This is a genomic window from Gordonia sp. (in: high G+C Gram-positive bacteria), assembly GCF_052106715.1.
Lineage (GTDB): Bacteria > Actinomycetota > Actinomycetes > Mycobacteriales > Mycobacteriaceae > Gordonia.
Window position 1 is genome coordinate 64,185 of record NZ_JBQEDL010000008.1, and the last position, 22,049, is coordinate 86,233.

The window sequence follows — 22,049 nt, forward strand, 5'->3', positions numbered from 1 at the left end:
CAGGTTTGACGAGTGACACTGAGGTGTCGGGACGACTAGAGGAGAACCGGCGTGTCGAAGCATTCGACGGGTGGAGAGCAGCCGACGGGCAGACTGCAGCACACGGGCGCACGCGCGCCGTTCATCGCGCGACCGCTCGTCGCGATCGCGTTGATCGTGATCCTGATCGCTGCGGTTATCACGGCGTGGACCAAACTCGGTCACCATATCGACGACACGGCGACCGACGAGGCCGCGTCGTGTGTCGAGGGCAAGGCGACGGTGCCGATCGTCGCCGATCCGGCCATCGCCCCGGGACTGCAACGGATCGCCCAGAACTACAACAAGACCTCCCCCATCGTCCGCGACCACTGTGTGACGATCCAGGTCCGACCTGCCGACGCGCGCGCCACTCTCGAAGGACTCACTGCCCGCAAATGGGATGCCACGTCGTTCGGTGCCTTCCCCGGCGCATGGGTTCCGGAGTCGTCGGTGTGGTCCGCTGCGTTGCAGACCGAGAGGGCGCAGGCGCTTCAGGGACCACCTGAGTCGTTGGTGTCCTCCCCCGTCCGGCTCGCCGTCGAACCTGAACTGGCCAAAGCCGCGAACGGCCGCATCGGCTGGTCCGACCTGCCCGACCTGACATTGGCGAACTCACTCTCCGCGTACGGCCAGCGGAGTTGGGGATCGCTGCGCATGGCCATGCCGAACGGGCCGCAGTCGGACGCGACGGCGCTCGCCGCGCAGGGAGTCGCGTCTGCGGCTGCCGACAAGAAGGATCCGCTCACGCTCGCCGAGGTCAACCGGTCGAGTGTGCGCAGCGCAGTCGAGCAGCTGATGTCGGCACCGCCGCGCATCGGTGACGGTTCCACCGAGGCCGCTGTCGAGGCGATCGCCGCGGCAGGCGATCCGGCCGACGCGAAGGTCCGCGCGGTCCCGGTCACCGAGCAGCGGTTGTTCTCCCTCACGAAGTCCGACGAGCGGCCCCGCGTCACCGCCGTCGCACCGACCGGGTCCACGCCGGTAGCCGACTACCCCGTCATCAAGCTGTCCGGCGATCAGGTTCCCGCGCAAGTCGGCGACGCAATCGCCGAGTTCTTCACCTTTGTCCGCAAGCCCCCGCAGATGAATATCCTGACCGGCATGGGATTCCGGGGCGCGGGTCACCTTCCCGCCGCGACCGCGACCGTGAAGTTCGGCGACGTGACCGATTCACTCCCCGCACCCGAACCGGCCGCCGCAGTCGCCATCAGCAAGCTCGTCCTTCCCGCCGCCGCCCCCTAGGTGCGATGTCCGGGGACGCTACGTGAGCGTGGCCGGATTTCATGCATGAAAGCGAGAGCGATCGCTGCCAGCGCCGCGGCGACCCACACCGGACCGAGCACTCCTAGCCCGGCCGCGAGCACGATCGCGGCAAGTACAGGCCCCGCGGCAGCTCCGGTGTTCAATGCGGCGGTCGCGTACGCACCGCCCATGGTCGGCGCATCCGACGCGGCGTACAACACTCGCGCGATCACGGTGCTGCCGACGCCGAATGACAGGAAGCCCTGAACGAGGATGAGAACCATCAGCACGACGGGGTACGACGCGAGCGCGGTCAGCGCGATCCAGCCGGTCAGCAGCAACGGTCCACCGACTGCAAGTACGATGCCGGGTCGTTGATCTGACAGTCGCCCTGAGACCGTGATGCCGAGGAACGATCCAACGCCGAACATCACCAGCGCGACGGGAACCCACCCCTCGGCCAACCCCGCGGTCTCGGTCACGATGGGCGCAAGATGAGTGAAGGCCGCAAAGGTCCCTGCGTTGACCAGCGCTCCGAGAGCCATGGTCAGAATGAGCTGCCGCGTCGCCAATTGGCTGAGCTCGGCGCGAAGCTTCGGTGACGACGAGCCGGTCTCGGCCTGGGCGGCACTATCCGTAATGCCTCGAATGACTCCGAAGATCGCCGGAATGCAGAGGATGGCAATCGTCCAGAATGTCATTCGCCAGCCCAATGCTGCCCCGATCAGAGAGCCACCGGGTACACCAGCGACAGTTGCGATCGTCGTCCCCGAGAGCAGGATGGAAAGTGCGCGGCCTTTCCGGTCCGCCGGCACGAGGGTGATGGCAGTGCTAAGCGCGACAGCGAGGAATCCGGCGTTTGCAAGTGCACTGAGCACCCGGGTAATGAGCAGGAGCGATAACACGTGGGTCAACGCTCCGACGACGTGGCTCCCCGCGAACACGACGAGGCAGGCCATCAACGTGAGCCTCGGCGGCCACCGGCGAGAGGACACCGCCATAACGGGAGCACCGAGGACCATGCCCAGTGCGAACGCCGATGTCAGCAAGCCCGCCGTGCCGACCGCGACGTCGAGTTCGGACGCGATCGCCGGGAGCAAGCCCGCGAGCATGAATTCTGAAGTGCCCATGACGAAAATCGCCAGGGCAAGAGTGTATAGGGCAAAGGGCATTGACTGCTCCGAGGTGAGAGAACAAGAAAGTGGTTCTACTTGTCACCACGGCCGGCGCCCCTACGCCAGATATCCGCCCACGCTGATCGCGGGTGTGGAACTAGTGGTTCATGGGGCCGACGGTGTGACCGACGACCCCCGACCTGTCTGACTCAGGGCTCACCATGTCGAGAAACGCTACAGCACTGACTGCGAGCGACCTCCGATGCCCGGATCGAGCGCAACATCATCGGTATTGAAACCACGACGATTGAATTTCTCGACGTACTGCTCGCCCGGGCGCACACTCTTCCCATGACCACCTCGAGCCACATCCGATGTCGCTGACCGAGTGATCGTCGGGAAACCCCGCCACCGCTGAAACCACCACCACCAGACCTTCAGGAGGTCTATTTCGTCATGCCCGAAATCAGTTCACAACGCCTCGAGGCCGCGATCGCACCACTGCAGTTCGCGTACTGGGTGCCCAATGTCAGTGGCGGGCTTGTCGTCTCGAAGATCGAGCAGCGCACTGACTGGGGCTACGACTACAACCGCCGTCTCGCGGTGCTCGCCGAGAACAGCGGATTCGACTACGCCCTCTCACAGGTCCGGTACATCTCGTCGTACGGTGCCGCCTATCAGCACGAGTCGACCAGTTTCTCGCTGGCGCTCCTACTCGCGACCGAACGCCTCAAGGTGATCGCTGCGGTCCATCCGGGTCTGTGGCACCCCGGCGTCCTCGCGAAGTTCCTGGCAACAGCCGACCACCTCTCCGGGGGACGCGCCGCGGTGAACGTCGTCTCCGGTTGGTTCAAGGACGAGTTCACCAAGCTCGGCGAGCCCTGGCTCGAGCACGATGAGCGGTACCGCCGCGCCGAGGAGTTCATCACGTACCTGCGCAGCATCTGGACCGACGACCACGCCGAACTGTCCGGGGACTTCTACCGTCTGCACGACTTCGACCTGCGGCCCAAACCCGTCGACGTGCCGGGCCGCCCGCATCCCGAGATCTTCCAGGGCGGAAACTCCACCGCTGCACGTGCGATGGCAGGCCGTGTCTCGGATTGGTACTTCAGCAACGGCAAAGACTTCGACGGGCTCTCCGAACAGGTGCTCGACGTCAACACCGAGGCTGCGATCCACGGCCGGACGGTCAAGTTCGGGCTGAACGGTTTCCTCATCGGTCGTGACACCGAAGCAGAGGCTCGGGATGTGCTCCGCGAGATCGTCGACAAGGCCGACCGCGAAGCCGTCGACGGATTCGGGTCCGCTGTGAAGCAGGCCGGTACGTCGGCAGCGGATGGGAAGGGGATGTGGGCGGACTCCGAGTTCGCGGACCTCGTCCAGTACAACGACGGCTTCAAGACCGGCCTCATCGGCACACCCGAACAGATCGCCGAACGCATCGTCGCCTACAAGGCACGCGGCGTGAATCTGTTGCTGCTCGGCTTCCTGCACTACCTGGAGGACGTCGAATACTTCGGCACCCGGATCTTGCCGATCGTCCGCGAACTCGAAGCCGATCTCGTCTCCAGCGGTCGCCTCGAATCCGAGTTGGCGCGCAACGGTGTGCTCACCGCCTGACCTTCTGCACCACACCCACGACCACCAGATTCGAAGGGGATCACCATGACCATCACCAATGACGACCGCCGCACCCACGGCATCGACACACACGACGACCCGACACGCGACGACCTATTCGCCGACGCCCTCCGCCGCGCCGACATCGTCGCAGCGCAGTTGCGCGCCACCGCAGCCGAACGCGACCGCGCGAACGCCGATCCCACCGCGGAGATCGCTCTGCTGCGCGAACACGACCTGCTGCAGGTCGGTGAGCCAATCGAATTCGGTGGATCCGGACTGAACTACGCGCAGAGTCAGCAGATCACCCGACGCATCGCACGCGGCGACACCTCGATCGCTCACCTGATCGGCTACCACTATGCGCAGCAACGGATCCCCCACCTGTTCGGGACTCCCGAACAGGCCGAGGCGATCTCCCGTCGCAACGGACAGGAGAAGCTGTTCTGGGGCGGAGTACAGAACCCGCGCGGTGCCGACGGGCTGGTACTCACCAAAGACGGTGACGCATACCGACTCAACGGCCGCCGCACCTTCGCCTCGGGTGCCAGCATCGCCGACAGCCTGTCGGTGACCGCCGCCTACGGCGACGCGCTGGTTTTCCTGACCTTGCCGACCGACCGGCAGGGGTTCGAGCCGCAAGGCGACTGGGACAACATCGGCCAGCGTCTCACCGATTCCGGCGGCGTCGTGTTCGACGACGCTGTGGTTCACGCGAGCGAGATCCTCGGAGATCCTGAGTCACCGCCCACGTTCACTCCCTATCAGACCCTCGTAACCCCGCACTGGCAGCTCGCGTTCGTCAACTTCTACATTGGCACCGCCGAGGGCGCGTTCGACGAGGCACTCGACTGGACACGACTGAACGCAAATCCCTGGGAGACCTCCGGCCTCGATTCTGCGGGGGACGACCCGTACATCTTGGAGACGATCGGTGAGCTGCGTGCCCAGATCAGAGGCGGCGCGCTCCTCGCCGACCGGGCGGGCGACGCCCTGCAGAGCGCTCTCGACGTCGGCGACTCACTGACTGCCGAGCAGCGCGCCGACACCGCGATCGCGATCGCCGAAGCCAAGTTCGTCACCACCAAGGTCTCGTTGGACGCTGCGTCGCGTCTGTTCGAGATCCAGGGCGCCCGCGCCACGACGACCGCGTACGGCTTCGACCGGCATTGGCGCAATCTCCGCACACACACGGTCCACGATCCCGTCGCGTACAAGGCCAGGGAGATCGGCGACTGGGTGCTGAACGCTCGCGCTCCGCAGTTCACTCTCTACAGCTGACGCTGTGGCAATCACCGATCATGAGTCTGCGGTCAGCGCCGCCCGTGTACTCGCACCCACTGTCGCAGCGGGCGCGAGTACACGCGACAACGACCGCGTCCTCCCGTTCCAGGAGGTCACAACACTGACGGCCAGCGGCCTCCTCGCACTCACCGTGCCAGTCGAGTTCGGTGGTCCTGGGCTCGGAGCCCGCACTCTCGCCGACGTCGTCGCGATCGTCGCCGCCGTCGACCCGAGCGTGGCGCAGATCCCACACAGTCACTTCGTGTTCCTCGACGCCGCCCGTCGGGTCGGGTCCGACGTGCTCAAAAGGAATCTGTTCTCCCGGGTGCTCAACGGCGCTCGAGTGGCGAACGCGCAGACCGAGCGGGGCGGCAAGACCGTCCTCGACGATGCGACCACGCTGCGTCGCCGGGACGGAGGGCTGCGTCTGACGGGCACCAAGTTCTATGCCACCGGAGCGCTCTTCGCCGACATCCTGGCGGTCCGGGCGCTCGGGCCAGACGGCGGCAGCGTCGTCGCCTATGTCGACGCCGGCGCCGTCGGCATCAGGATCGACGACGACTGGGATGGATTCGGGCAGCGCACCACGAGCAGCGGAACCGTCGCCCTGGACGACGTGGCGGTGGACCCCGACCTCGTCCTGGACTACACCCGACTGCTGGCGACACCGAGCACGTACGGCACCCGGGCGCAGTTGTTGCATGCCGCAATCGACGTCGGGATCGCGCGGGGAGCTCTCGACCTCGTCCCCGAATTGACAGCCGCGGCTCGCCCTTGGTTCGAGGCCGGTGTCGACCGGGCCGCCGAGGATCCGCTCCTCCTCGCCCAAGCGGGCGAACTCGAACTCATCGTCCGATCTGCGACAGCACTGCTGCGCGAAGCGGCCGATCGGATCGACGAAGCTGACGCCGCACCGACTCCCGACGCGATCGCCGACGCGGCGCTGGCGACCGCGGCGGCCAAGGTGGCCGCCGGTCGCGCCGCCCGGAGGGCCGGCAGCGAGCTCTTCGACTTCGGCGGAACACGCACTGCGTCCGTGCGGGCGAATCTCAACCGCTTCTGGCGTGATGCCCGCACCCACACCCTGCACGACCCCGAGCGTTGGAAACTCCAACATCTCGGACGGTGGGCGATCGACGGGCAGCGTCCGCCCAGCCACGGAACCCTATGACCTCGACACGAGCTGACCTTCGCAAACGCTGTAAAGGAATATCGACACATGCCTGTAAAACTCCATTGGTTCCTGCCGACGTATGGCGACTCGCGGTTCATCGTCGGCGGCGGTCACGGCCTGCCGGCCGGGGTCGCGAGCGGCGACCGTGACGCGTCGATCGGATACCTCTCGTCCATCGGACGAGCCGCCGAGGACTTTGGTTTCACCGCCGCGCTCACCCCTGCCGGCGCCTGGTGTCAGGACGCGTGGCTTACTACGGCGATGCTCGCGAGGGAGACCGAACGCATCGGCTTCCTCGTGGCGTTCCGTCCCGGACTGATCAGCCCGACGTTGGCCGCTCAGATGACGTCGACCTTCGCCAAACATGCGCCCGGCCGCATCCTGCTCAACGTGGTGACCGGTGGCGAACCCGCCGAACAGCGTGCGTACGGTGACAGCCTCGACAAAGCGTCCCGCTACGCGCGCACCGATGACTTCCTGTCGATCGTCCGTCGCCTGTGGACAGGCGAGAACGTGACATTCCGCGGCGAGCACATCACCGTCGAGAACGCGAGTATCCCATCACTTCCGGATCCGGTGCCGCCGATCTACTTCGGCGGCTCGTCCCCGGAGGCCGGCCCCGTCGCGGCTCGGCACAGCGACGTCTACCTCACGTGGGGTGAGCCGCCCGTCGCCGTCGCCGCGAAGATCGACTGGATCCGATCCCTGGCCGAACAGCAGGGGCGGACCGTACGGTTCGGCATCCGACTCCACGTGATCGCTCGGGACACGTCCGAGCAGGCGTGGTCTGAGGCCGGGCGCCTCCTGTCGGCCCTCGACGAGGAGACCGTCTCTCAAGTGCAGTCGGGGCTGGGCCGCAGTGAATCGACCGGGCAGGCCGCCATGCGCGCACTGCACGAGTCGCATCGCGCCGACGGGTCGTGGCGGGATCCGCGCGCCCTCGAGGTGTACCCCGGCCTCTGGTCGGGAGTCGGACTGGTCCGTGGCGGAGCGGGCACTGCACTCGTCGGATCGCACGCCGAAGTCGCCGACCTGATCGCCGAGTACGCGGCTGTTGGCATCGATGAGTTCGTGCTCTCGGGCTACCCGCACCTGGAAGAGCTCTACTGGTTCGGCGAGGGGGTCATCCCCGAACTGACCCGGCGCGGGCTCTTCGACGGGGCGCGGGCGTCGCTGTCGACGAGTACCGGCACCCCTTTCGTCCCGGCGGGACGCTGATCCGCTCCATTCCGCCGCTACGCACCCCGACCGCAGGAATCCAGGCAAGTAGGGAGACCATGACTATTGCATCCGAACCTCACACAGGCACGACACGATCCAGTCCAAGCGCGGTCACCGCGGCGAGCGATCAAGCCGAGCTTCGCCGCGTGTTCGGCCATGTGCCGTCCGGGTTGGTCGTCGTAGCCGCACTGGGGCCGGACGGTCCGGTCGGCCTGCTCGCGTCGTCGTTCACCTCGGTGTCCCTGGATCCGCCGTTGGTCTCGGTGAACATCGCCCGCACATCGACCACCCTGCCGGTGCTTCGCAAGGCCGACTACTGGGGTGTAACTGTCCTCGGTCACGGGCAGCGCGCGCTCGCCGACCAACTCCGCCGACCCGCATCCGAGCGATTCGATGGAACCGACTGGGCGGCGAGCGACGACGGCGCGATCCACCTGGACGGTGCGGTGGCAGGGTTTCACACTCGGGTCGACCGACTGGTTCCGGCAGGCGATCACGTGATCGCCCTACTGGCCGTGCACGGTCACTTCGTAACTCCAGACGTCGACCCGATCATTTTCCACCACAGCCGTTTCCGCCTTCTCGAGCAGGAGCACCCCGCATGAATGTGCTACGCATCGCCGTCGAGTCCGACGACACCGCCTGGACCGAACTCACCGACTCCTCCGCGGACGCACCGCCTACCCGAATACGGTCGTCGAGCCTCGGCGAGGCCGCCGCAGCGACCGCTCGGTCGACCCGGCCGGTGTTCGTCGACATCGACGTCCACGTCGCCGACACCGTGAAGGAGGCGTTCGCCGAGTACGCCGACGCACACCCCGGGTGGGCGCCGGGCGCGCGGACCGGGACGATCGTGCATCCCGGCACGGTCGGAACCCTCGTCGGGCTGCTCCGCGACATCGTAGCGACCGGCGTCGCCGACGGCGTCACGCTGCGCGGACCGGCCGCGATGACATTGGTGCGGCACGTGAGGGCCGAGATCATGCCAGCGTTGGGAGTCGACGTCCGAGACCAGGTCGGGGTCCCCTGACGCACACTGCAGCAGTTGGCGAACTGCTGGCGTCCGACTGCGCGGTCACTCGCCCGCCGATGCAAGGAGTTCGCGGGCCTCCGAACGACCGTCCAGTACGCGGCCTATTCGACGAGCGCACTTCCATCCCTCGTCGGTTCGGACCAATTCCCAACGATTCGCGGTGGCGCGTAGCACGGTGAAACCGTCGCCACCGTGCACGATCAGCATCGACTTTCCGGTGGCGACTGCGGTATCGCGATCGACGCGAATGCGCCCAGGTTCCATGATGTGCGCGCACCCTGCGCGCACATAGCCCTGATGCATGTCGCCCCGCACCATCGTGGCGATCTCTTCCCGCCCACACATCACACCGGTGTCGACGTCATATACACCGTCGGAGGTCCAGACCCGTGCGACTGCATCGGCACTTCCGGCATCGACGGCCGGACCGTAGGTGGTCATGAGGTCCACGATGGCCTGCCTGTCTTCCAGATACGCCACCCGGGCGTTGAGTTCAGCGATTGTCCGGGCGACTGCGTCGCGGTCATTCTCCGTGTTATCCACGAACCCAGTCGGCCAGGATTTGTGGGCCCGGCCGGCACTCTTCCCGTAGAGCGGGAACTTCGGAATCACGTTCTACATGAGACGTGAGCATGGTGTCAGAAATTCTGTAGAACACCACGGCGCACCGCAGCCGCCATGATCGGAGACAAGGATGCCGAACACGGTTCTCGACTACATCAACGAACACGCAGACGAGTTCTTCGCGCAGGGAGCCGAAGCCGAGCGCATCGGCAGGCTCACAGACAAGACTGTGCAGCTGTTGAAGGAATCAGGAGCGATGAGGATGCTCCAACCCGCCGACTACGGCGGCTACGAGTTCCATCCACGCGACTTCGCAGAGACCGTGATGAGGCTGGCGTCCCTCGACCCGGCCGCCGGATGGGTACTTGGCGTGTGCGGCGTTCACCCATGGCAGCTGGCGTACAACGATCGCCGCGTCCAGGAAGAGGTCTGGGGTACCGACAGCAGCATCTGGATGGCTTCCCCGTACATGCCCGGCGGCGTCCTGATCCCCCAGGACGACGGCGGTTATCGGTTCAGCGGCTCGTGGCAGTTCTCGTCGGGAACCGACCACTGCGATTGGGTGTTCCTGGGCGCGATGATGGGTAACGCCGACGGAAGCATGGCGCAGCCCCCGCAGATGGTCCACGTGATCATCCCGCGCACGGATTACACGATCGTCGACGACTCCTGGAACGTCGTCGGGCTCCGGGGTACCGGCAGCAAAGATCTGGTCATCAAGGGGTGCCGTGTGCCCGAATACCGCACGATGTCATGGGAGGACGTGTCCGGCGGCGACGGTCAACGCCGATCGGACCGCACGCAGACGCTCTATCAGATGCCGTGGTCGAACATGTTCCCGCTCGGCATTACTTCCGCGACGATCGGCATCTGCGAGGGATTGCTGCGGCAGGCTTCGACCTACCAGGCGAACCGCATCGATGCTAACGGCGTCAACGTCAAAGACGACCCGTACACCATGTTCGAGTTCGGCGAGTACATGGCGGATCTCCGGGCGGCCCGCCGCGAGTTGATCGACAACGCCCAGTACTTCTGGGACGTCACCGAGCGCGGTGACACGCCGACGTTCGCTGAGCGTGCCGCGGGCCGCGCCACCCAGGTACGAGCAGCTTGGCGCGCAGCGCGCGCCGCGAACGAGATCTATGCACGCTGCGGAGGCAATGCCCTTCGGATGGATCAACCGATGCAACGCTTCTGGCGCGACAGTCAGGCCTGCATTCACCATGCGATCCACGCGACGAACACGGTCTACCACGCCGCCACACTCAGCTCGCTCGGAGCCGAACCCGCGGGACCGCTGCGAAAAATGATCTGACGCGTCTCCACCCACACACAGCAAAGGAACCAATGATGACTTCCCACCCGTATGGCGCCGACGTCAAGGCGCTCGGCTACGTCGAGATCGTGACCACCGACGTGCCACGCTGGCGCACTCTGGCACTGGAGGTCCTCGGCTTCGCCGAGGGGTCCGGTCCCGACGACGATGCGCTATACCTTCGTCTCGACGAACGCGCCGCGCGGATAATCGTCCGTCCCGGCGATACCGACAAAGTCGCTGTCGTCGGTTGGGAGGTCCGCGACCGCGAGAGTATGGAGCGCGTTCGGGCCAGTGTCGTCGCCGCTGGAATCGAAGTCCGGGATCTTTCCCCGGACGAAGCCAGTAGCCGTCGAGTCGAGGCCGCCATCGCCTTCACCGACCCCGCAGGCATTCCGCTCGAGGTGTTCTTCGGCGCGGTCCTGGACCACCGTCCCGTTATCACTCCGTTCGGTGCGCGCTTCGTGACCGGAGCCCAAGGCCTCGGCCACGTGGTGATCCCGGTCCCAGACCAGGATGAAGCGTACGAGTTCTACGTCAAGACCCTCGGCTTCCTGCCACGTGGCGCATTCCGGCTCGAGACGCCGCCGGAAGTTGGCCCGATGCGGATCCGCTTCTTCGGTGTCAACCAGCGCCACCACAGTCTCGCGATGATGCCTGCGCCGAAACAGGGCCCAGGTCTGATCCACATCATGGTCGAGGTAGACGACCTCGACACCGTCGGGCAGGCACAAGACCGTGTCGTCACTGAAGGCACATCGCTGTCGTCGACCCTGGGCAGGCACACCAACGACAAGATGCTCTCGTTCTATGTCCGGGCCCCCGGCGGCTGGGACATCGAATTCGGCACTGACGGCGTCTTGGTCGACGAGAGCCAGTACACGACCGAAGAGATAACCGCCGACAGCTATTGGGGCCACGACTGGTCCGGGAGCGAGCCGCTCGCGGTCATCTCATAACGATGCTTCGCCCCGCTTCCACCTTCATGCTCACACGATTCAGGAGGACGACCCCATGACATCGACATCGACATCGATCGACACCGAGAAGTACGGACCCTGGGCGGTCATCGCAGGCGGGTCCGAAGGGGTCGGTGCTGTCTTCGCGGACGAACTGGCCAGGTCGGGACTGAACCTGGTGTTGATCGCGCGCAACAAAGACGCGCTCGAGTCGACCGCCGAGCAGGCACGCAAGCACGGTACCGACGTCCGCATTCTCGTTCAGGATCTGTTGGCCGACGACGCGGTAGCGAACATAGCTGCGGCGACCTCCGGCCGCGAAGTGGGACTGCTGATCTTCAACGCAGGCGCCAACACGTACGGCAACGAGTTCGTCTTCGGCGACATGAAACGGTTCCGCGACGTGATGACGCTGAACATCGACCGACAACTCGAACTGGTTCAGCTGTTCGGCAAACCCATGGCAGAGCGTGGCCGCGGCGGCATCGTCCTACTCGGCTCGGTCACCGGTTTCGTCGGCTCCGGTCATCAGAGCATATATTCGGCGGCCAAGGCGTTCAGCCGCGTCTTCGCCGAGGGACTGTGGTGGGAGATGCGCGACCGCGGCGTCGACGTCGTGGAGTTGGTCCTCGGCGTCACCCGCACGCCTGCGATGGCCCGCGCCGGACTGAACTTCGACGCCCCCGGTCTTCGAGTGTCCGAGCCGGCCGACGTGGCTCGTGAAGGACTAGCTCATATCGCTGACGGACCGGTGTGGGTGGTCGATGCGGAACAGGAGGGTGCTCGTGCACGGTCGCAGTTCCCGCGTGGCGAGCGTGTCCTGGCGGAGGCCGCTGCCGTCGCCGCGATGATGGGAAGATAGCAGTGCCGAGTCGGCCGACAGCTACCGTGATCGGGGGCAGGCCTTCCGCCGACTGACTTCGACCTGTGACCACGCTGGAGGCGCCATGGAGGACGGCAGAGACAACGGACCGTCGCTGTCTATGCTCGATCGAATCGACATGATTCTCGACGCCGTCGAAGAGGCAGGTTTTCTCACTCTCTCCGGGGTGATGGAGAGGACCGGCCTCACCCGATCGACCACCCACCGACTGCTTGTTCAGATGGAGCGTCGCAAATGGCTCTTCCGCGTGGGCACCAACTACGAGCTCGGCGTCCGGCTGTTCGGCCTGGGAACCAACGGCCTCCGGACTCACTGGTTCTATCGCCGGGCGATGCCGACGTTGAGTTGGCTGCAGCTGCAGACTGGCCGCGTCGTGCACATGGCCTACCTCGACGGCGCCGACTCAGTGTATTGGGAGAAGCTCGGGTCGGGCCGCTTCCAGTGGGAAGTGCCCACCAGGATCGGTGCGCACCGGCCCGCACACACCACGTCCGTTGGAAAGGCGTTGCTCGCCGTCCAATCCGACGACTACCTGCGCGGCATCGAGCCGCTGACAGAACTCACCGCCGATACGGTCACGTCGACCGCCGCACTACGACAGGAGCTCGACGTGATCCGCAGGCGCGGATACTCGATCGAGCGGGGCGAAAGCGTTCCAGGTGTCGGCTGTTTCGGCACGACGGTCAGCGCGGCCAGCGACGACTCGTCGACGGCGCGTCGTACTTCTGCCGCGATCTCGATCTGCGCGCCGTTGGCAGAACTCGACACCAGACTGGTACCGATTCTGCTCGCTGCGAAGAAGCGGATCGACCACAATATGCGCGTCAACCCGATGATCGAGTCCTCTGCAGACGACTGAGCCGGACACGGGCGGGTGCTCTTCCCACAAGGCGGGAATGTGGCGTGCACGAGCCGATCGCACTGGAAGTGTGAGGTGCACCACGTCAGAACAAAGCCTCGAAGTAGGGAGATCTTGTGAGAAGCCTTGTTATGAAGAGCAGCGCTAGGGCGACATTCGTGCCGGTGATGACGCGATGAACCGGGGCGACCCATTCGAACCCGGACGCATCGGTCCGGTGAAGCTGTCGAACCGGATAATCAAGTCGGCGACGTCCGAAGGGCGCTCCCCCGAGGGACTGGTCACCGATGAGCTCATCGATTTCCACCTGGATTACGTGCGCGGCGGTGTCGGCATGACCACTGTCGCGTACTGCTGCGTAAGTAAGGAAGGCGCTTCGGCGCCGGGGCAAATCCTCATGTCGAAGCGAGCGGCGCCAGGTCTATCCAAGCTCACCGACGCAGTACACGCCGAAGGCGGTGCGATCTCTGCGCAACTCGGGCACGGCGGCCCGGTCTCATCGAAGAAGATCACCGGCGTCACCGCCATGGCGCCGAGCCGGATGGTCAATCCGACGTCGCTGGAGTACTGCCGACAGATCAGCGCCGCCGAGATATCCGGCGTCATCGAGCACTTCCGTGACGCTGCTGTACTGGCCGCCGATTGCGGATTCGACGCCGTCGAACTGCATTTCGGCCACAATTACCTGCCGAGTTCGTTCCTGAGCCCGCTGTTCAACCGCCGCAGAGACTCCTACGGCGGCGGAATCGACGCACGGAGCAAGCTTGTCCGGGAGATCGCCCGCGAGGTCCGTACCGCGGTCGGCGGCACGATCGCAGTGACCGCGAAGATCAGTATGGACGACGGCGTCCCGGGCGGTATCGACCTGGCCGAGTCGCTCCGGACGGCCCAGTTACTCGACGCGGACGGGAACCTCGATGCCCTCGAACTCACGCAGGGCTCGTCGGTGATGAAGCAGATGTACTTGTTCCGTGGCGATGTGCCGGTCCGCGATTTCGCGTCGGTGATGCCGCAGCCCTTCAAAACCGGCGTGTACGCGTTCGGTCGCAAGATGCTAGGCGAATACCCGTATTACAACCTCTACATGTTGGAGTCGGCTCGCCAGTTCGTGCCCGTGATGACGAGAACTCAGTTGATCCTGCTGGGCGGTATCACCAATTACGACCACATGTCCACGGGCTTGAACGAGGGATTCGACTTCGTCGCCATGGGTCGTGCGCTCCTGCGCGAGCCCGACCTGGTGAACTCCATCCGCGACAACCGCGCTAAGCAGACTCTGTGCACGCACTGCAACCGGTGCATGTACACCGTCTACGGCCGCACTCACTGTGTTCTAGATCCAGACGCAGCGTTCGGCACGCCCGATAACGTCGAATCTCTCGGAATGCCGAGCGCTGCGCGACGTGCCGCTGCGTCCGCTCCCGAGATTCCGAGGACGACGACCGATGCCTGAGCCGCAGATCGGCGAGCTGTCCGGCGCAGTAGCCCTGGTGACCGGAGCGGGACAAGGAGTGGGCCGAGGCATCGCGAGCGCTCTCGCGTCTCGCGGGGCGAGTGTCGTGGCGGTAGGGCGAACTCTCCCTAAAGTGGAGGCGGTGGCTGCCGAACTCCGATCTCGCGGACTCTCCGCGCACGCGGTGCGATGCGATGTCACTGACCCCGACGATTCCGCGCAGATGGTCGACGAGGTGGTTCGAACGTTCGGCGGGCCGTCGATCCTGATCAACAACGCACAGACGACCTTCAACCGACACCTCCTCGACCACACCGAAGACGAGTACCGACAGATCATGGACTCCGGCCCGCTCGCCACCTGGCGCCTCATGACGTTGTGCCATCCGCACTTGAAAGGCGACGGAGCAGTCGTCAATCTCGGATCGGCGGCGGGCGTCCGGTGGGACCCGTCTGGGTACGGGCTGTACGCGGCGGCGAAAGAGGCGGTCCGTTCGCTGACACGGACGGCGGCGTGCGAATGGGCGGACGACGGGATCCGGGTCAACGCGATCCTGCCGCTGGCGATGTCACCGGCATTGTCACAGTGGTCGGAGGCTCGGCCGAACGAAGCCGAAGAGTATCTGCGCACCGTCCCGTTGCACCGGTTCGGTGATCCAGAGCATGACATCGGGGCGGCAGTCGCGTTCTTGTGCAGCGACCAGGCCAGGTACATCACGGGCCACTCGCTGCCGGTAGACGGCGGTCAAGTGCTGATGCGCTGACTCTTCTCGGCGCGATCGACACCGGGTTGATCGCGCCGAGAGGTCTCGTCGAAGACGTCTACCTGCGGTCTAGTCGAAGACCACGCCGACGTCACGGCCGACCTCGGTGAGCCGGACCAACTGCTCGCAATAGTGGGCTGCTCCGTCTGCCCGGATCGTCGCGGTGGCGATGGTCGCGCCTGCGTCACGCGTCGCCTCCAGCGCTGCCATACACGCCGACGGGTCGCCGAGCGGATCAAGAATCCCACCGGCTTGCAGAATGAGCTCGAAGTCCGGCGGCACGTGGCACTCGGCCAGCATCTTCTCGAGCGTTTCGTGCGAGAGGCCGAACGGCACCCAACCGTCGCCGAGAGACAGTGCTCGACGCAACGACCTCATCGATCGACCACCCACCCACAGGGGGACGTCCGTCCGTGTCGCATGTGGTTCAACGAGGACGTCATCGAATTCGAAGTACTGCCCCGAATAGGTCGGGGTCGACCGACCGAGAGACGCCCGCAAGGCCGACATCGCCTCGTCAGCGATCGCACCCCGACCGTCGAACTCGGCCCCCAACAGCTCGAACTCCTCACGGAGGCTGCCGACGCCCACTCCGAGCACCACGCGGCCGCCGGTGACGACGTCGAGAGTTCCGTAGCGTTTCGCGATCGCCAACGGATGGTGATAACCGAGGACCAGCACCTGGGTGACGAAGGCTATCCGGTCGGTCCGGGCGGCCAGAAATCCGAAGGTGGCGAGCGGGTCCCAGTACGTGCCGCCGCGGACCGCGCCTGCGCCGGCGGGGACCGCGACGTGCTCGGAGCAGGTGAGATGGTGAAAGCCGAGCCGATCAGCGGCCGATGCGATCACCGCCAGATCATCGATGCCTGCGCCACGTTCCCACGGACTCGCCCCGGGGGGTTGGGCTACGACGGGGGTGAACAGGCCGATTCGCATCGTGTCCTCACTACTGGTCTCGGTGCGGACCCCGGTGGTCCACAGTGGGTCCAGCTTCCGTCGCTCCGATCGCCCACCGATGTGCGTTCCCGTTGACCGGGAACGTTTGGCGGCGCCCCATAGATGCTCGCCATTGTGATGGGCAGCACAGTGAACACCGAGTGAGGAGACGTGAAATGACGATCACACAGCCTGTGAATGCGCCCGACGACGTCCGGGATATCGATAACGGTCAGAACCCCGAGCGGTTCGCCCGTGGCTGGCATTGTCTGGGGTTGGCCGATTCGTTCCGGGACGGTCGGCCGCACGGGATCGATGCGTTCGGCGGCAAACTCGTGGTCTGGTCGGATTCGAAAGGAAAACTGAACATCCTGGACTCGTACTGCCGACACATGGGCGGAGATCTGTCCCAGGGATCGGTCGAAGGCGACGAAGTCGCCTGCCCGTTCCATTCCTGGCGTTGGGGAGGCAATGGGCGCTGCAAGTCGGTCCCGTACGCCAAGCGAGTGCCGCCGTTGGCAAAGACCCGGGCGTGGAAGACGATGGAGCGCAACGGTCAGCTCTTCGTCTGGAACGACCCCGAGGGCGGCGCCCCCGAGGACTACATTCCGACCATCGAAGGTTACGGCAGCGGCGAGTGGACCGATTGGAGCTGGAACTCGGTCACCATCACGGGGTCCCACTGCCGCGAGGTCGTCGACAACGTCGTCGACATGGCGCACTTCTTCTATGTGCATCTGAATCAGCCGCTTCACTTCCGGAACATCTTCGAGCAGCAGTTCGCCACGCAGGAGATGTCGTTCAAGCCACGCGCCGACATGACAGGCAAGGACTACGTCAACTTCGGCGAGGAGAGCGTCACTCAGTCGTACGCGTCGTACTACGGGCCGTCGTACATGATCAATCGACTCGTGGCCGACGACGGTCTGGAGATCGTTCTCATCAACTGTCACTACCCGATTCGTTCGGATGCGTTCGAATTGCTGTACGGCGTCATGGTCAAGCGCACGCCGGAGATGACGACCGAACGAGCGGACGAGCTGGCCGCGCAGTTCGGGCAGGGCACCATGGACACTTTCGAACAAGACGTGGTGATCTGGAAGAACAAGGCGCGCATCGACAATCCGCTGCTGTGCGAGGACGACGGCCCCGTCTATCAACTACGCCGCTGGTACGAGCAGTTCTACGTCGACCGCGACGACGTGCGCGACGACATGGTCCGTCGCTTCGAGTTCGACGTCGACGTCACGAAGGCCAACGAGTACTGGGACGCCGAAGTCGCCAACAACGTCGCGGCGGCCGAGAAGGCCGGGCTCGCGGCAGGCGCGAAGGGCTGAGGGTCAGATGTTCCGAATCTCTTGTGATCAGTGCGGCACCGCGGTCCTCGCCGAGAAGTACAGTCCGCGCCATACGAGTGTGCAATGGCTCGGCGACGCTGGCGAGCAGTGCCCGCACGCGGCGGCCGAGACTGCTGGCAGCTCAACCGGGAGCCCGAGGCAGTTGTGTCCGGCGCTGCACGCCACGATCGACGGTGCCGCGCGAGACGGTGTGCTGCCGATGACCACCCGCACCGAACCGACTCCGGGACTGCTCGCATGAGCCGCACCGCGCCGAACGCAGCGACTATCGACGTCGACCTGCTCGTCGTCGGCTCCGGTACGGGGATGGCAGCAGCGCTCGCAGGCCACGAACTGGGGCTGAACGTTCTGATCGTCGAGAAGACCGACAAAGTCGGCGGATCCACCGCGCTGTCCGGCGGCGCATTCTGGATCCCCGGCAACCCGGTGATCGACGCCGACGGCGGCGACGACTCCGTGGACCGGGCCCACGAGTACCTCTCTGACATCGTCGGCGACAGCGCGACGCCCGAACGCTGGCAGAATTACCTGCGGTTCGGCCCGTCCGCCGTCCGACTCCTGCAGCGGACGACCCGCCTGGACTTCATGTGGTCCAAGGGTTATTCGGACTACCACGCCGAACGGCCCGGCGGCTCGGCCGTCGGGCGCACCTGCGAATCCAAACCGTTCGACGTCGCGCTCCTCGGGGATCACCGCGACGATCTGCGGGCAGGCAGCATGGCCGCTCCGGTACCCATGCCGATCACCGGCATCGACTACCGACTCATCAACCTGATGGTGACGCTCCCGCGGCGCGGGCTGGGGCGGGCCGCGCGCCGCCTGTCACAGGGGCTGGTCGGCAAAGCACTCGGCCGGGAGTACGTCGCGGGCGGTCAGGCGTTGGCCGCAGGCCTCTACGACGCTGTGCTCCGCTCGGACATCCCGGTATGGCGGAACACCGCTCTGGCGCGGCTGCTCACCGTCGACGGTCGGGTGACTGGCGCCGTCGTCGAGCAGGACGGGAATGAGGTCACTGTGCACGCCCCTCGAGGCGTCGTCCTCGCCACCGGCGGCTTCGACCACGCAGCAGATCTACGTCGCCGACATCAACTCGGGGACCTTCCGGAGTTATCGCTCGGCTCCCCTGGCAACACAGGTGACGCACTCATCGCGGGCACCGATGTGGGCGCGGGACTGGACCTGCTCGAGCAGGCCTGGTGGTTCCCTGCCGTCGCCCCATTGCCTGGTCAGAGCCCCAAAGTGATGCTCGCCGAGCGATCTCTGCCCGGATCGTTGATGGTTGATCGATTCGGCGATCGGTTCATCAACGAGTCGACCGACTACATGAGCTTCGGCCAGGAGGTGCTGTCTCGGCAAGCCGGGGAGCGACCAGTTGGCCAGATGTGGATCGTCTTCGACAAGAAGTATCGGAACAGCTATGTCTTCGCGGGCGAGCTCTTTCCGCACGCCGAGATCCCGCAGGACTGGTTCGACGCCGGGATCGCCTATCGGGCCGAGACCGTCGGCGAACTCGCCGCGGCGACGGGCCTGCCCAATCTGAGAGGCACCGTCGCTAGGTTCAACGAACTCGCGGAAGCAGGAGTAGACGACGACTTCCACCGAGGATCCGGTGCTTACGATCGATACTACGGCGACCCGAGCAACCACCCCAACCCATGTCTGAGACCGTTGACGCGCGGCCCGTTCTTCGCGGTCAAAGTGGTCCTCTCCGATCTGGGCACCTGTGGTGGCCTGCGCACGGACAGCGCAGCGCGAGTCACCACGGATTCCGGTGACGTCATCGACGGGCTCTACGCCATCGGCAACAACGCAGCGAATGCCTTCGGCAAGCGCTATCCCGGGGCGGGAGCCACGATCGGCCAGGGCCTGGTCTACGGGTACATCGCCGCCCACCACGCAGCCGACCGCGTGAGCACGTCCACCCCAGCCGACCTCACCGCCGACATCGACGATCCCCCGATTGTGCGCTCGGTTGACGTCACGAACTCGCCCGGTCCACAGGCATAGTCCCTCACCAGGCGCGGGACACTGCCCGAACAGCCTGGGCCAGAAAGGAATCCACACATGTCCGAACCTTCCAACGTCGTCTCACCCCGTGTAGACGCCGATGGCTCCGGCTGGACGCCGCGTCTCGCATTGTCTCTACTGTCCCTCGTCTTGGTCCTCGAGCTTCTGAGCGTCAGCTACATGATGGTTTCGATGGCCATCCTGCCCATCTCAGCCGAGTACCAGACGGCCCAGGGCGCATGGCTGATCACCGCCTTCTTACTGGTGGGCGCAGTCCTGTCCCCGCTCCTGGGGAAGCTCGCGGACATCGTCGGAAAACGGAAGGTGATCGTCGCCTGCATCACCGTGTCAGCGCTGGGATCAGTGATCTCGGCCGTTGCGACGAGTTACGCGGTGATGATCTTCGGACGTGCACTGTCCGGGGTCCTCGTCCCGACACTGTTCCTGAGCTACTCGTTGATCCGTGACGTCTTTCCGAAGAAGACCGTCCCCCTGGCCGTCAGCATCTGTACGGCAGGCTGCGGACTGATCACCGTCGCCGCACCGTTTCTGACCGGCTGGCTGATCGACGGTTACGGCTGGCGCAGCCTGTTCTGGTTCTTCACCGCGGTCCTCGCGGTGTGTCTGGTGATGATCGTGTGCACCACACCGGAGTCGTCGATTCGCCTCCACGCATCGCTCGACATCCTCGGTTCCATCCTGATCGGAGCTGGACTGGCCGGTGTCCTGATCGCGGTCAGCTTCGGACCGGAGTGGGGCTGGGCGGCTCCTTCGACCCTGACGTTTCTCGTCGTCGGGCTGATCCTCACGGCAGCCTGGTACCGCAGCGCGTCCCGTGTCGTCGACCCGTTGATCAGACTCGACTTGCTGCGACGCCCGAGCATCGCGTGGACGGTCACTGCTGCCGGGAGCATCTACGGCCTCGGGGCCGTGTTCTCGGTGATCCTGCCCATCATGGCGATGACCCCACAGACGTTCGGGCTCGGCTACGGATGGGGCCTCACCGCCGAAGGCTACGCCATCTTCCAGGTGCCACTGGGCGGCATGACCATGCTAGGTGGCGTCGTCGTCGGAGTTCTTTGCGGGCGCGGCACACACCCACGGATTCTGCTGATGATCTCGATGATCCTGTCCGGCATAGGCGGTGTTGCAACTGCGCTGGTCCACGACGACAAGGTCCTGCTATTCGTTTTCGCCGGCGTCGTAGGGACAGGTATGGGCATGGGTTACGCATCGATCCCCAACATGTTGATCAAGGCCGCGCCGCCCGAGTTGCAGGCGTCCACCGCGGGTGTCGCCGGCGTGGTCCAGAGTCTGTCCTCCGCAGTGCTGCCGGTCGTGGCGTTCGCGATCATGAACAACTGGTTCGTCGCTGATCTACCCGTCGAGGAGACGGGAGGCGCCGTCATCTACTCCGACGGCGGATTCGTCTCGGCGTTCCTTCTCGTCGCCGCGACTGCGGCCGTCGGTCTCGTCGCCGCAATCGCGCTGCCGAAGGTCACCCGCCAGTTCACGACGGAGCAGAGTCCCGTGAACAACGAGGTGGGCGCGCGTGGCCACTGAGCGGATCACCGCGCAACTGGCCCGGCTGCACGGTGATCCCCCCGAATCGTCCACCCCGGCAACCCCTCACCCCTCACCGCATCGCCTGCCGACGCCCGGCCACCGACCACGGAGCACGTATGCATAACACCGCCACCCCGACACCGACACCGAGTCCGGCCGACGGCACGATCTCATCTGACCTGCTGCGAGAGGTCATGGGCCACTTCGCGACTGGTGTCGCGATCGTCACCGCCTACGACGACGCCGAACCCGTCGGGCTCACCTGCCAATCCGTCGTGTCGGTCTCCCTCGCACCACCGTTGGTCGCATTCTGTCCCGCCAAGACGTCGACGAGTTGGCCGCGACTTCGACGAGACGGCAACGTCTGCATCAACGTCCTCGCCGACCGGCAGGTCGACCTGTGCCGCCAATTCGCTCGAACGGGGTCCGACAAGTTCACCGGTGTCGAGCACCGGCGCGCTCTCAACGGCGCTCCCGTCATCGACTCGGCACTGGCGCACGTCGAGGCGACCGTTCAGTCGGAGCACGACGCAGGCGACCACACCATCGTCGTGTGCCGGGTGACCGATCTGTCCGCCGATCGGACGGGCCACCCGCTCCTGTTCTTCCGCGGGGCCCTCGAGAACCTGCGCGTCTCTAATCGATGACCGGCTCCGTGGAGCCACTGCCCGCA

Annotated in this window: 21 protein-coding genes; 18 read left to right on the forward strand and 3 right to left on the reverse strand. The window is 65.4% G+C overall.

The window, feature by feature from the left end; genetic code table 11:
- Positions 1 to 51 precede the first annotated feature (51 nt).
- A complete protein-coding gene (locus ACTIMF_RS06020) occupies positions 52 to 1,263 on the forward strand; it encodes a hypothetical protein (protein WP_442349373.1) in 1,212 nt (403 codons plus the stop codon).
- Here the strand turns inward: ACTIMF_RS06020 and ACTIMF_RS06025 are convergent.
- On the reverse strand, positions 1,260 to 2,435 hold the full coding sequence (locus tag ACTIMF_RS06025) for a Cmx/CmrA family chloramphenicol efflux MFS transporter (protein ID WP_442349374.1): 1,176 nt from the start codon (positions 2,433 to 2,435) through the stop codon (positions 1,260 to 1,262). The genes ACTIMF_RS06020 and ACTIMF_RS06025 overlap by 4 nt on opposite strands.
- Positions 2,436 to 2,834: 399 nt before the next feature.
- Here ACTIMF_RS06025 and sfnG point away from each other — a divergent pair, with 399 nt between their 5' ends.
- From sfnG to ACTIMF_RS06055, 6 genes are read left to right on the forward strand one after another with little or no spacing between them, the layout of a single operon-like run.
- The gene (sfnG, locus tag ACTIMF_RS06030; protein WP_442349375.1) at positions 2,835 to 4,001 is read left to right on the forward strand and encodes a dimethylsulfone monooxygenase SfnG; all 1,167 of its coding nucleotides are present in this window, start codon (positions 2,835 to 2,837) and stop codon (positions 3,999 to 4,001) included.
- 45 nt (positions 4,002 to 4,046) lie between these two features.
- Complete coding sequence (locus tag ACTIMF_RS06035; protein WP_442349376.1) at positions 4,047 to 5,282, forward strand: acyl-CoA dehydrogenase family protein; 1,236 nt, start codon at positions 4,047 to 4,049, stop codon at positions 5,280 to 5,282.
- 4 nt (positions 5,283 to 5,286) lie between these two features.
- Positions 5,287 to 6,456 (forward strand): SfnB family sulfur acquisition oxidoreductase, encoded by a 1,170-nt coding sequence (locus tag ACTIMF_RS06040; RefSeq protein ID WP_442349377.1) that lies wholly within the window; start codon positions 5,287 to 5,289, stop codon positions 6,454 to 6,456.
- Positions 6,457 to 6,504: 48 nt separating this feature from the next.
- Positions 6,505 to 7,677 carry an LLM class flavin-dependent oxidoreductase gene (locus ACTIMF_RS06045; protein ID WP_442349378.1) on the forward strand — a complete coding sequence of 391 codons (1,173 nt, stop codon included), beginning with the start codon at positions 6,505 to 6,507 and terminating at the stop codon, positions 7,675 to 7,677.
- Positions 7,678 to 7,736: 59 nt separating this feature from the next.
- Positions 7,737 to 8,285, forward strand: a complete 549-nt coding sequence (locus tag ACTIMF_RS06050) for a flavin reductase family protein (RefSeq protein WP_442349379.1) — start codon at positions 7,737 to 7,739, stop codon at positions 8,283 to 8,285.
- Entirely contained in the window at positions 8,282 to 8,710 is a 429-nt protein-coding gene (locus ACTIMF_RS06055) for a hypothetical protein (protein WP_442349380.1), read from the forward strand. Before ACTIMF_RS06050 ends, ACTIMF_RS06055 begins: the two co-directional genes overlap by 4 nt.
- A gap of 45 nt (positions 8,711 to 8,755) precedes the next feature.
- Here the strand turns inward: ACTIMF_RS06055 and ACTIMF_RS06060 are convergent, their stop codons facing one another.
- Entirely contained in the window at positions 8,756 to 9,256 is a 501-nt protein-coding gene (locus ACTIMF_RS06060; RefSeq protein WP_442349381.1) for a nuclear transport factor 2 family protein, read from the reverse strand.
- 151 nt (positions 9,257 to 9,407) lie between these two features.
- Between ACTIMF_RS06060 and ACTIMF_RS06065 the strand changes: the two genes are divergently transcribed.
- The 6 genes from ACTIMF_RS06065 to ACTIMF_RS06090 all read left to right on the forward strand — a co-directional run bounded on the left by ACTIMF_RS06065 (position 9,408) and on the right by ACTIMF_RS06090 (position 15,509).
- Positions 9,408 to 10,592, forward strand: coding sequence for an acyl-CoA dehydrogenase family protein (locus tag ACTIMF_RS06065; protein ID WP_442349382.1), 1,185 nt, complete (start codon positions 9,408 to 9,410; stop codon positions 10,590 to 10,592).
- A gap of 35 nt (positions 10,593 to 10,627) precedes the next feature.
- A complete protein-coding gene (gene bphC / locus ACTIMF_RS06070; protein WP_442349383.1) occupies positions 10,628 to 11,551 on the forward strand; it encodes a biphenyl-2,3-diol 1,2-dioxygenase in 924 nt (307 codons plus the stop codon).
- 55 nt (positions 11,552 to 11,606) lie between these two features.
- Entirely contained in the window at positions 11,607 to 12,413 is an 807-nt protein-coding gene (locus tag ACTIMF_RS06075) for an SDR family NAD(P)-dependent oxidoreductase (protein ID WP_442349384.1), read from the forward strand.
- Between the two features lie 85 nt (positions 12,414 to 12,498).
- The gene (locus ACTIMF_RS06080; RefSeq protein WP_442349385.1) at positions 12,499 to 13,293 is read left to right on the forward strand and encodes an IclR family transcriptional regulator; all 795 of its coding nucleotides are present in this window, start codon (positions 12,499 to 12,501) and stop codon (positions 13,291 to 13,293) included.
- Positions 13,294 to 13,468: 175 nt separating this feature from the next.
- Positions 13,469 to 14,746 (forward strand): NADH:flavin oxidoreductase, encoded by a 1,278-nt coding sequence (locus tag ACTIMF_RS06085; RefSeq protein ID WP_442349386.1) that lies wholly within the window; start codon positions 13,469 to 13,471, stop codon positions 14,744 to 14,746.
- The gene (locus tag ACTIMF_RS06090; RefSeq protein ID WP_442349387.1) at positions 14,739 to 15,509 is read left to right on the forward strand and encodes an SDR family NAD(P)-dependent oxidoreductase; all 771 of its coding nucleotides are present in this window, start codon (positions 14,739 to 14,741) and stop codon (positions 15,507 to 15,509) included. The genes ACTIMF_RS06085 and ACTIMF_RS06090 overlap by 8 nt, the downstream gene beginning before the upstream one ends.
- Positions 15,510 to 15,578: 69 nt before the next feature.
- Here ACTIMF_RS06090 and ACTIMF_RS06095 read toward each other — a convergent pair whose 3' ends face one another.
- The gene (locus ACTIMF_RS06095; RefSeq protein WP_442349388.1) at positions 15,579 to 16,445 is read right to left on the reverse strand and encodes a TIGR03619 family F420-dependent LLM class oxidoreductase; all 867 of its coding nucleotides are present in this window, start codon (positions 16,443 to 16,445) and stop codon (positions 15,579 to 15,581) included.
- A gap of 176 nt (positions 16,446 to 16,621) precedes the next feature.
- Here ACTIMF_RS06095 and ACTIMF_RS06100 point away from each other — a divergent pair, with 176 nt between their 5' ends.
- From ACTIMF_RS06100 to ACTIMF_RS06120, 5 genes are all read left to right on the forward strand, one after another.
- On the forward strand, positions 16,622 to 17,782 hold the full coding sequence (locus tag ACTIMF_RS06100) for a Rieske 2Fe-2S domain-containing protein (RefSeq protein WP_442349389.1): 1,161 nt from the start codon (positions 16,622 to 16,624) through the stop codon (positions 17,780 to 17,782).
- Between the two features lie 7 nt (positions 17,783 to 17,789).
- A complete protein-coding gene (locus ACTIMF_RS06105; RefSeq protein WP_442349390.1) occupies positions 17,790 to 18,044 on the forward strand; it encodes a hypothetical protein in 255 nt (84 codons plus the stop codon).
- Positions 18,041 to 19,810 carry a 3-ketosteroid-delta-1-dehydrogenase gene (locus ACTIMF_RS06110; RefSeq protein WP_442349391.1) on the forward strand — a complete coding sequence of 590 codons (1,770 nt, stop codon included), beginning with the start codon at positions 18,041 to 18,043 and terminating at the stop codon, positions 19,808 to 19,810. The genes ACTIMF_RS06105 and ACTIMF_RS06110 overlap by 4 nt, the downstream gene beginning before the upstream one ends.
- 57 nt (positions 19,811 to 19,867) lie before the next feature.
- On the forward strand, positions 19,868 to 21,373 hold the full coding sequence (locus ACTIMF_RS06115; RefSeq protein WP_442349392.1) for an MFS transporter: 1,506 nt from the start codon (positions 19,868 to 19,870) through the stop codon (positions 21,371 to 21,373).
- A gap of 119 nt (positions 21,374 to 21,492) precedes the next feature.
- Positions 21,493 to 22,023, forward strand: a complete 531-nt coding sequence (locus tag ACTIMF_RS06120) for a flavin reductase family protein (RefSeq protein ID WP_442349393.1) — start codon at positions 21,493 to 21,495, stop codon at positions 22,021 to 22,023.
- Positions 22,024 to 22,049 lie beyond the last annotated feature (26 nt).

Excerpts from the sequence above, each read along its gene's own strand:
- ACTIMF_RS06090 (WP_442349387.1), top strand. The coding sequence starts at position 14,739 with ATGCCTGAGCCGCAGATCGGCGAGCTGTCCGGCGCAGTAGCCCTGGTG.
- ACTIMF_RS06120 (WP_442349393.1), top strand. The coding sequence starts at position 21,493 with ATGCATAACACCGCCACCCCGACACCGACACCGAGTCCGGCCGACGGC.
- ACTIMF_RS06080 (WP_442349385.1), top strand. The coding sequence starts at position 12,499 with ATGGAGGACGGCAGAGACAACGGACCGTCGCTGTCTATGCTCGATCGA.
- ACTIMF_RS06025 (WP_442349374.1), bottom strand. The coding sequence starts at position 2,435 with ATGCCCTTTGCCCTATACACTCTTGCCCTGGCGATTTTCGTCATGGGC.
- ACTIMF_RS06055 (WP_442349380.1), top strand. The coding sequence starts at position 8,282 with ATGAATGTGCTACGCATCGCCGTCGAGTCCGACGACACCGCCTGGACC.
- ACTIMF_RS06095 (WP_442349388.1), bottom strand. The coding sequence starts at position 16,445 with ATGCGAATCGGCCTGTTCACCCCCGTCGTAGCCCAACCCCCCGGGGCG.
- ACTIMF_RS06085 (WP_442349386.1), top strand. The coding sequence starts at position 13,469 with ATGAACCGGGGCGACCCATTCGAACCCGGACGCATCGGTCCGGTGAAG.
- ACTIMF_RS06115 (WP_442349392.1), top strand. The coding sequence starts at position 19,868 with ATGTCCGAACCTTCCAACGTCGTCTCACCCCGTGTAGACGCCGATGGC.
- ACTIMF_RS06075 (WP_442349384.1), top strand. The coding sequence starts at position 11,607 with ATGACATCGACATCGACATCGATCGACACCGAGAAGTACGGACCCTGG.
- bphC (WP_442349383.1), top strand. The coding sequence starts at position 10,628 with ATGACTTCCCACCCGTATGGCGCCGACGTCAAGGCGCTCGGCTACGTC.
- ACTIMF_RS06105 (WP_442349390.1), top strand. The coding sequence starts at position 17,790 with ATGTTCCGAATCTCTTGTGATCAGTGCGGCACCGCGGTCCTCGCCGAG.
- ACTIMF_RS06100 (WP_442349389.1), top strand. The coding sequence starts at position 16,622 with ATGACGATCACACAGCCTGTGAATGCGCCCGACGACGTCCGGGATATC.
- ACTIMF_RS06050 (WP_442349379.1), top strand. The coding sequence starts at position 7,737 with ATGACTATTGCATCCGAACCTCACACAGGCACGACACGATCCAGTCCA.
- sfnG (WP_442349375.1), top strand. The coding sequence starts at position 2,835 with ATGCCCGAAATCAGTTCACAACGCCTCGAGGCCGCGATCGCACCACTG.
- ACTIMF_RS06110 (WP_442349391.1), top strand. The coding sequence starts at position 18,041 with ATGAGCCGCACCGCGCCGAACGCAGCGACTATCGACGTCGACCTGCTC.
- ACTIMF_RS06065 (WP_442349382.1), top strand. The coding sequence starts at position 9,408 with ATGCCGAACACGGTTCTCGACTACATCAACGAACACGCAGACGAGTTC.
- ACTIMF_RS06035 (WP_442349376.1), top strand. The coding sequence starts at position 4,047 with ATGACCATCACCAATGACGACCGCCGCACCCACGGCATCGACACACAC.
- ACTIMF_RS06045 (WP_442349378.1), top strand. The coding sequence starts at position 6,505 with ATGCCTGTAAAACTCCATTGGTTCCTGCCGACGTATGGCGACTCGCGG.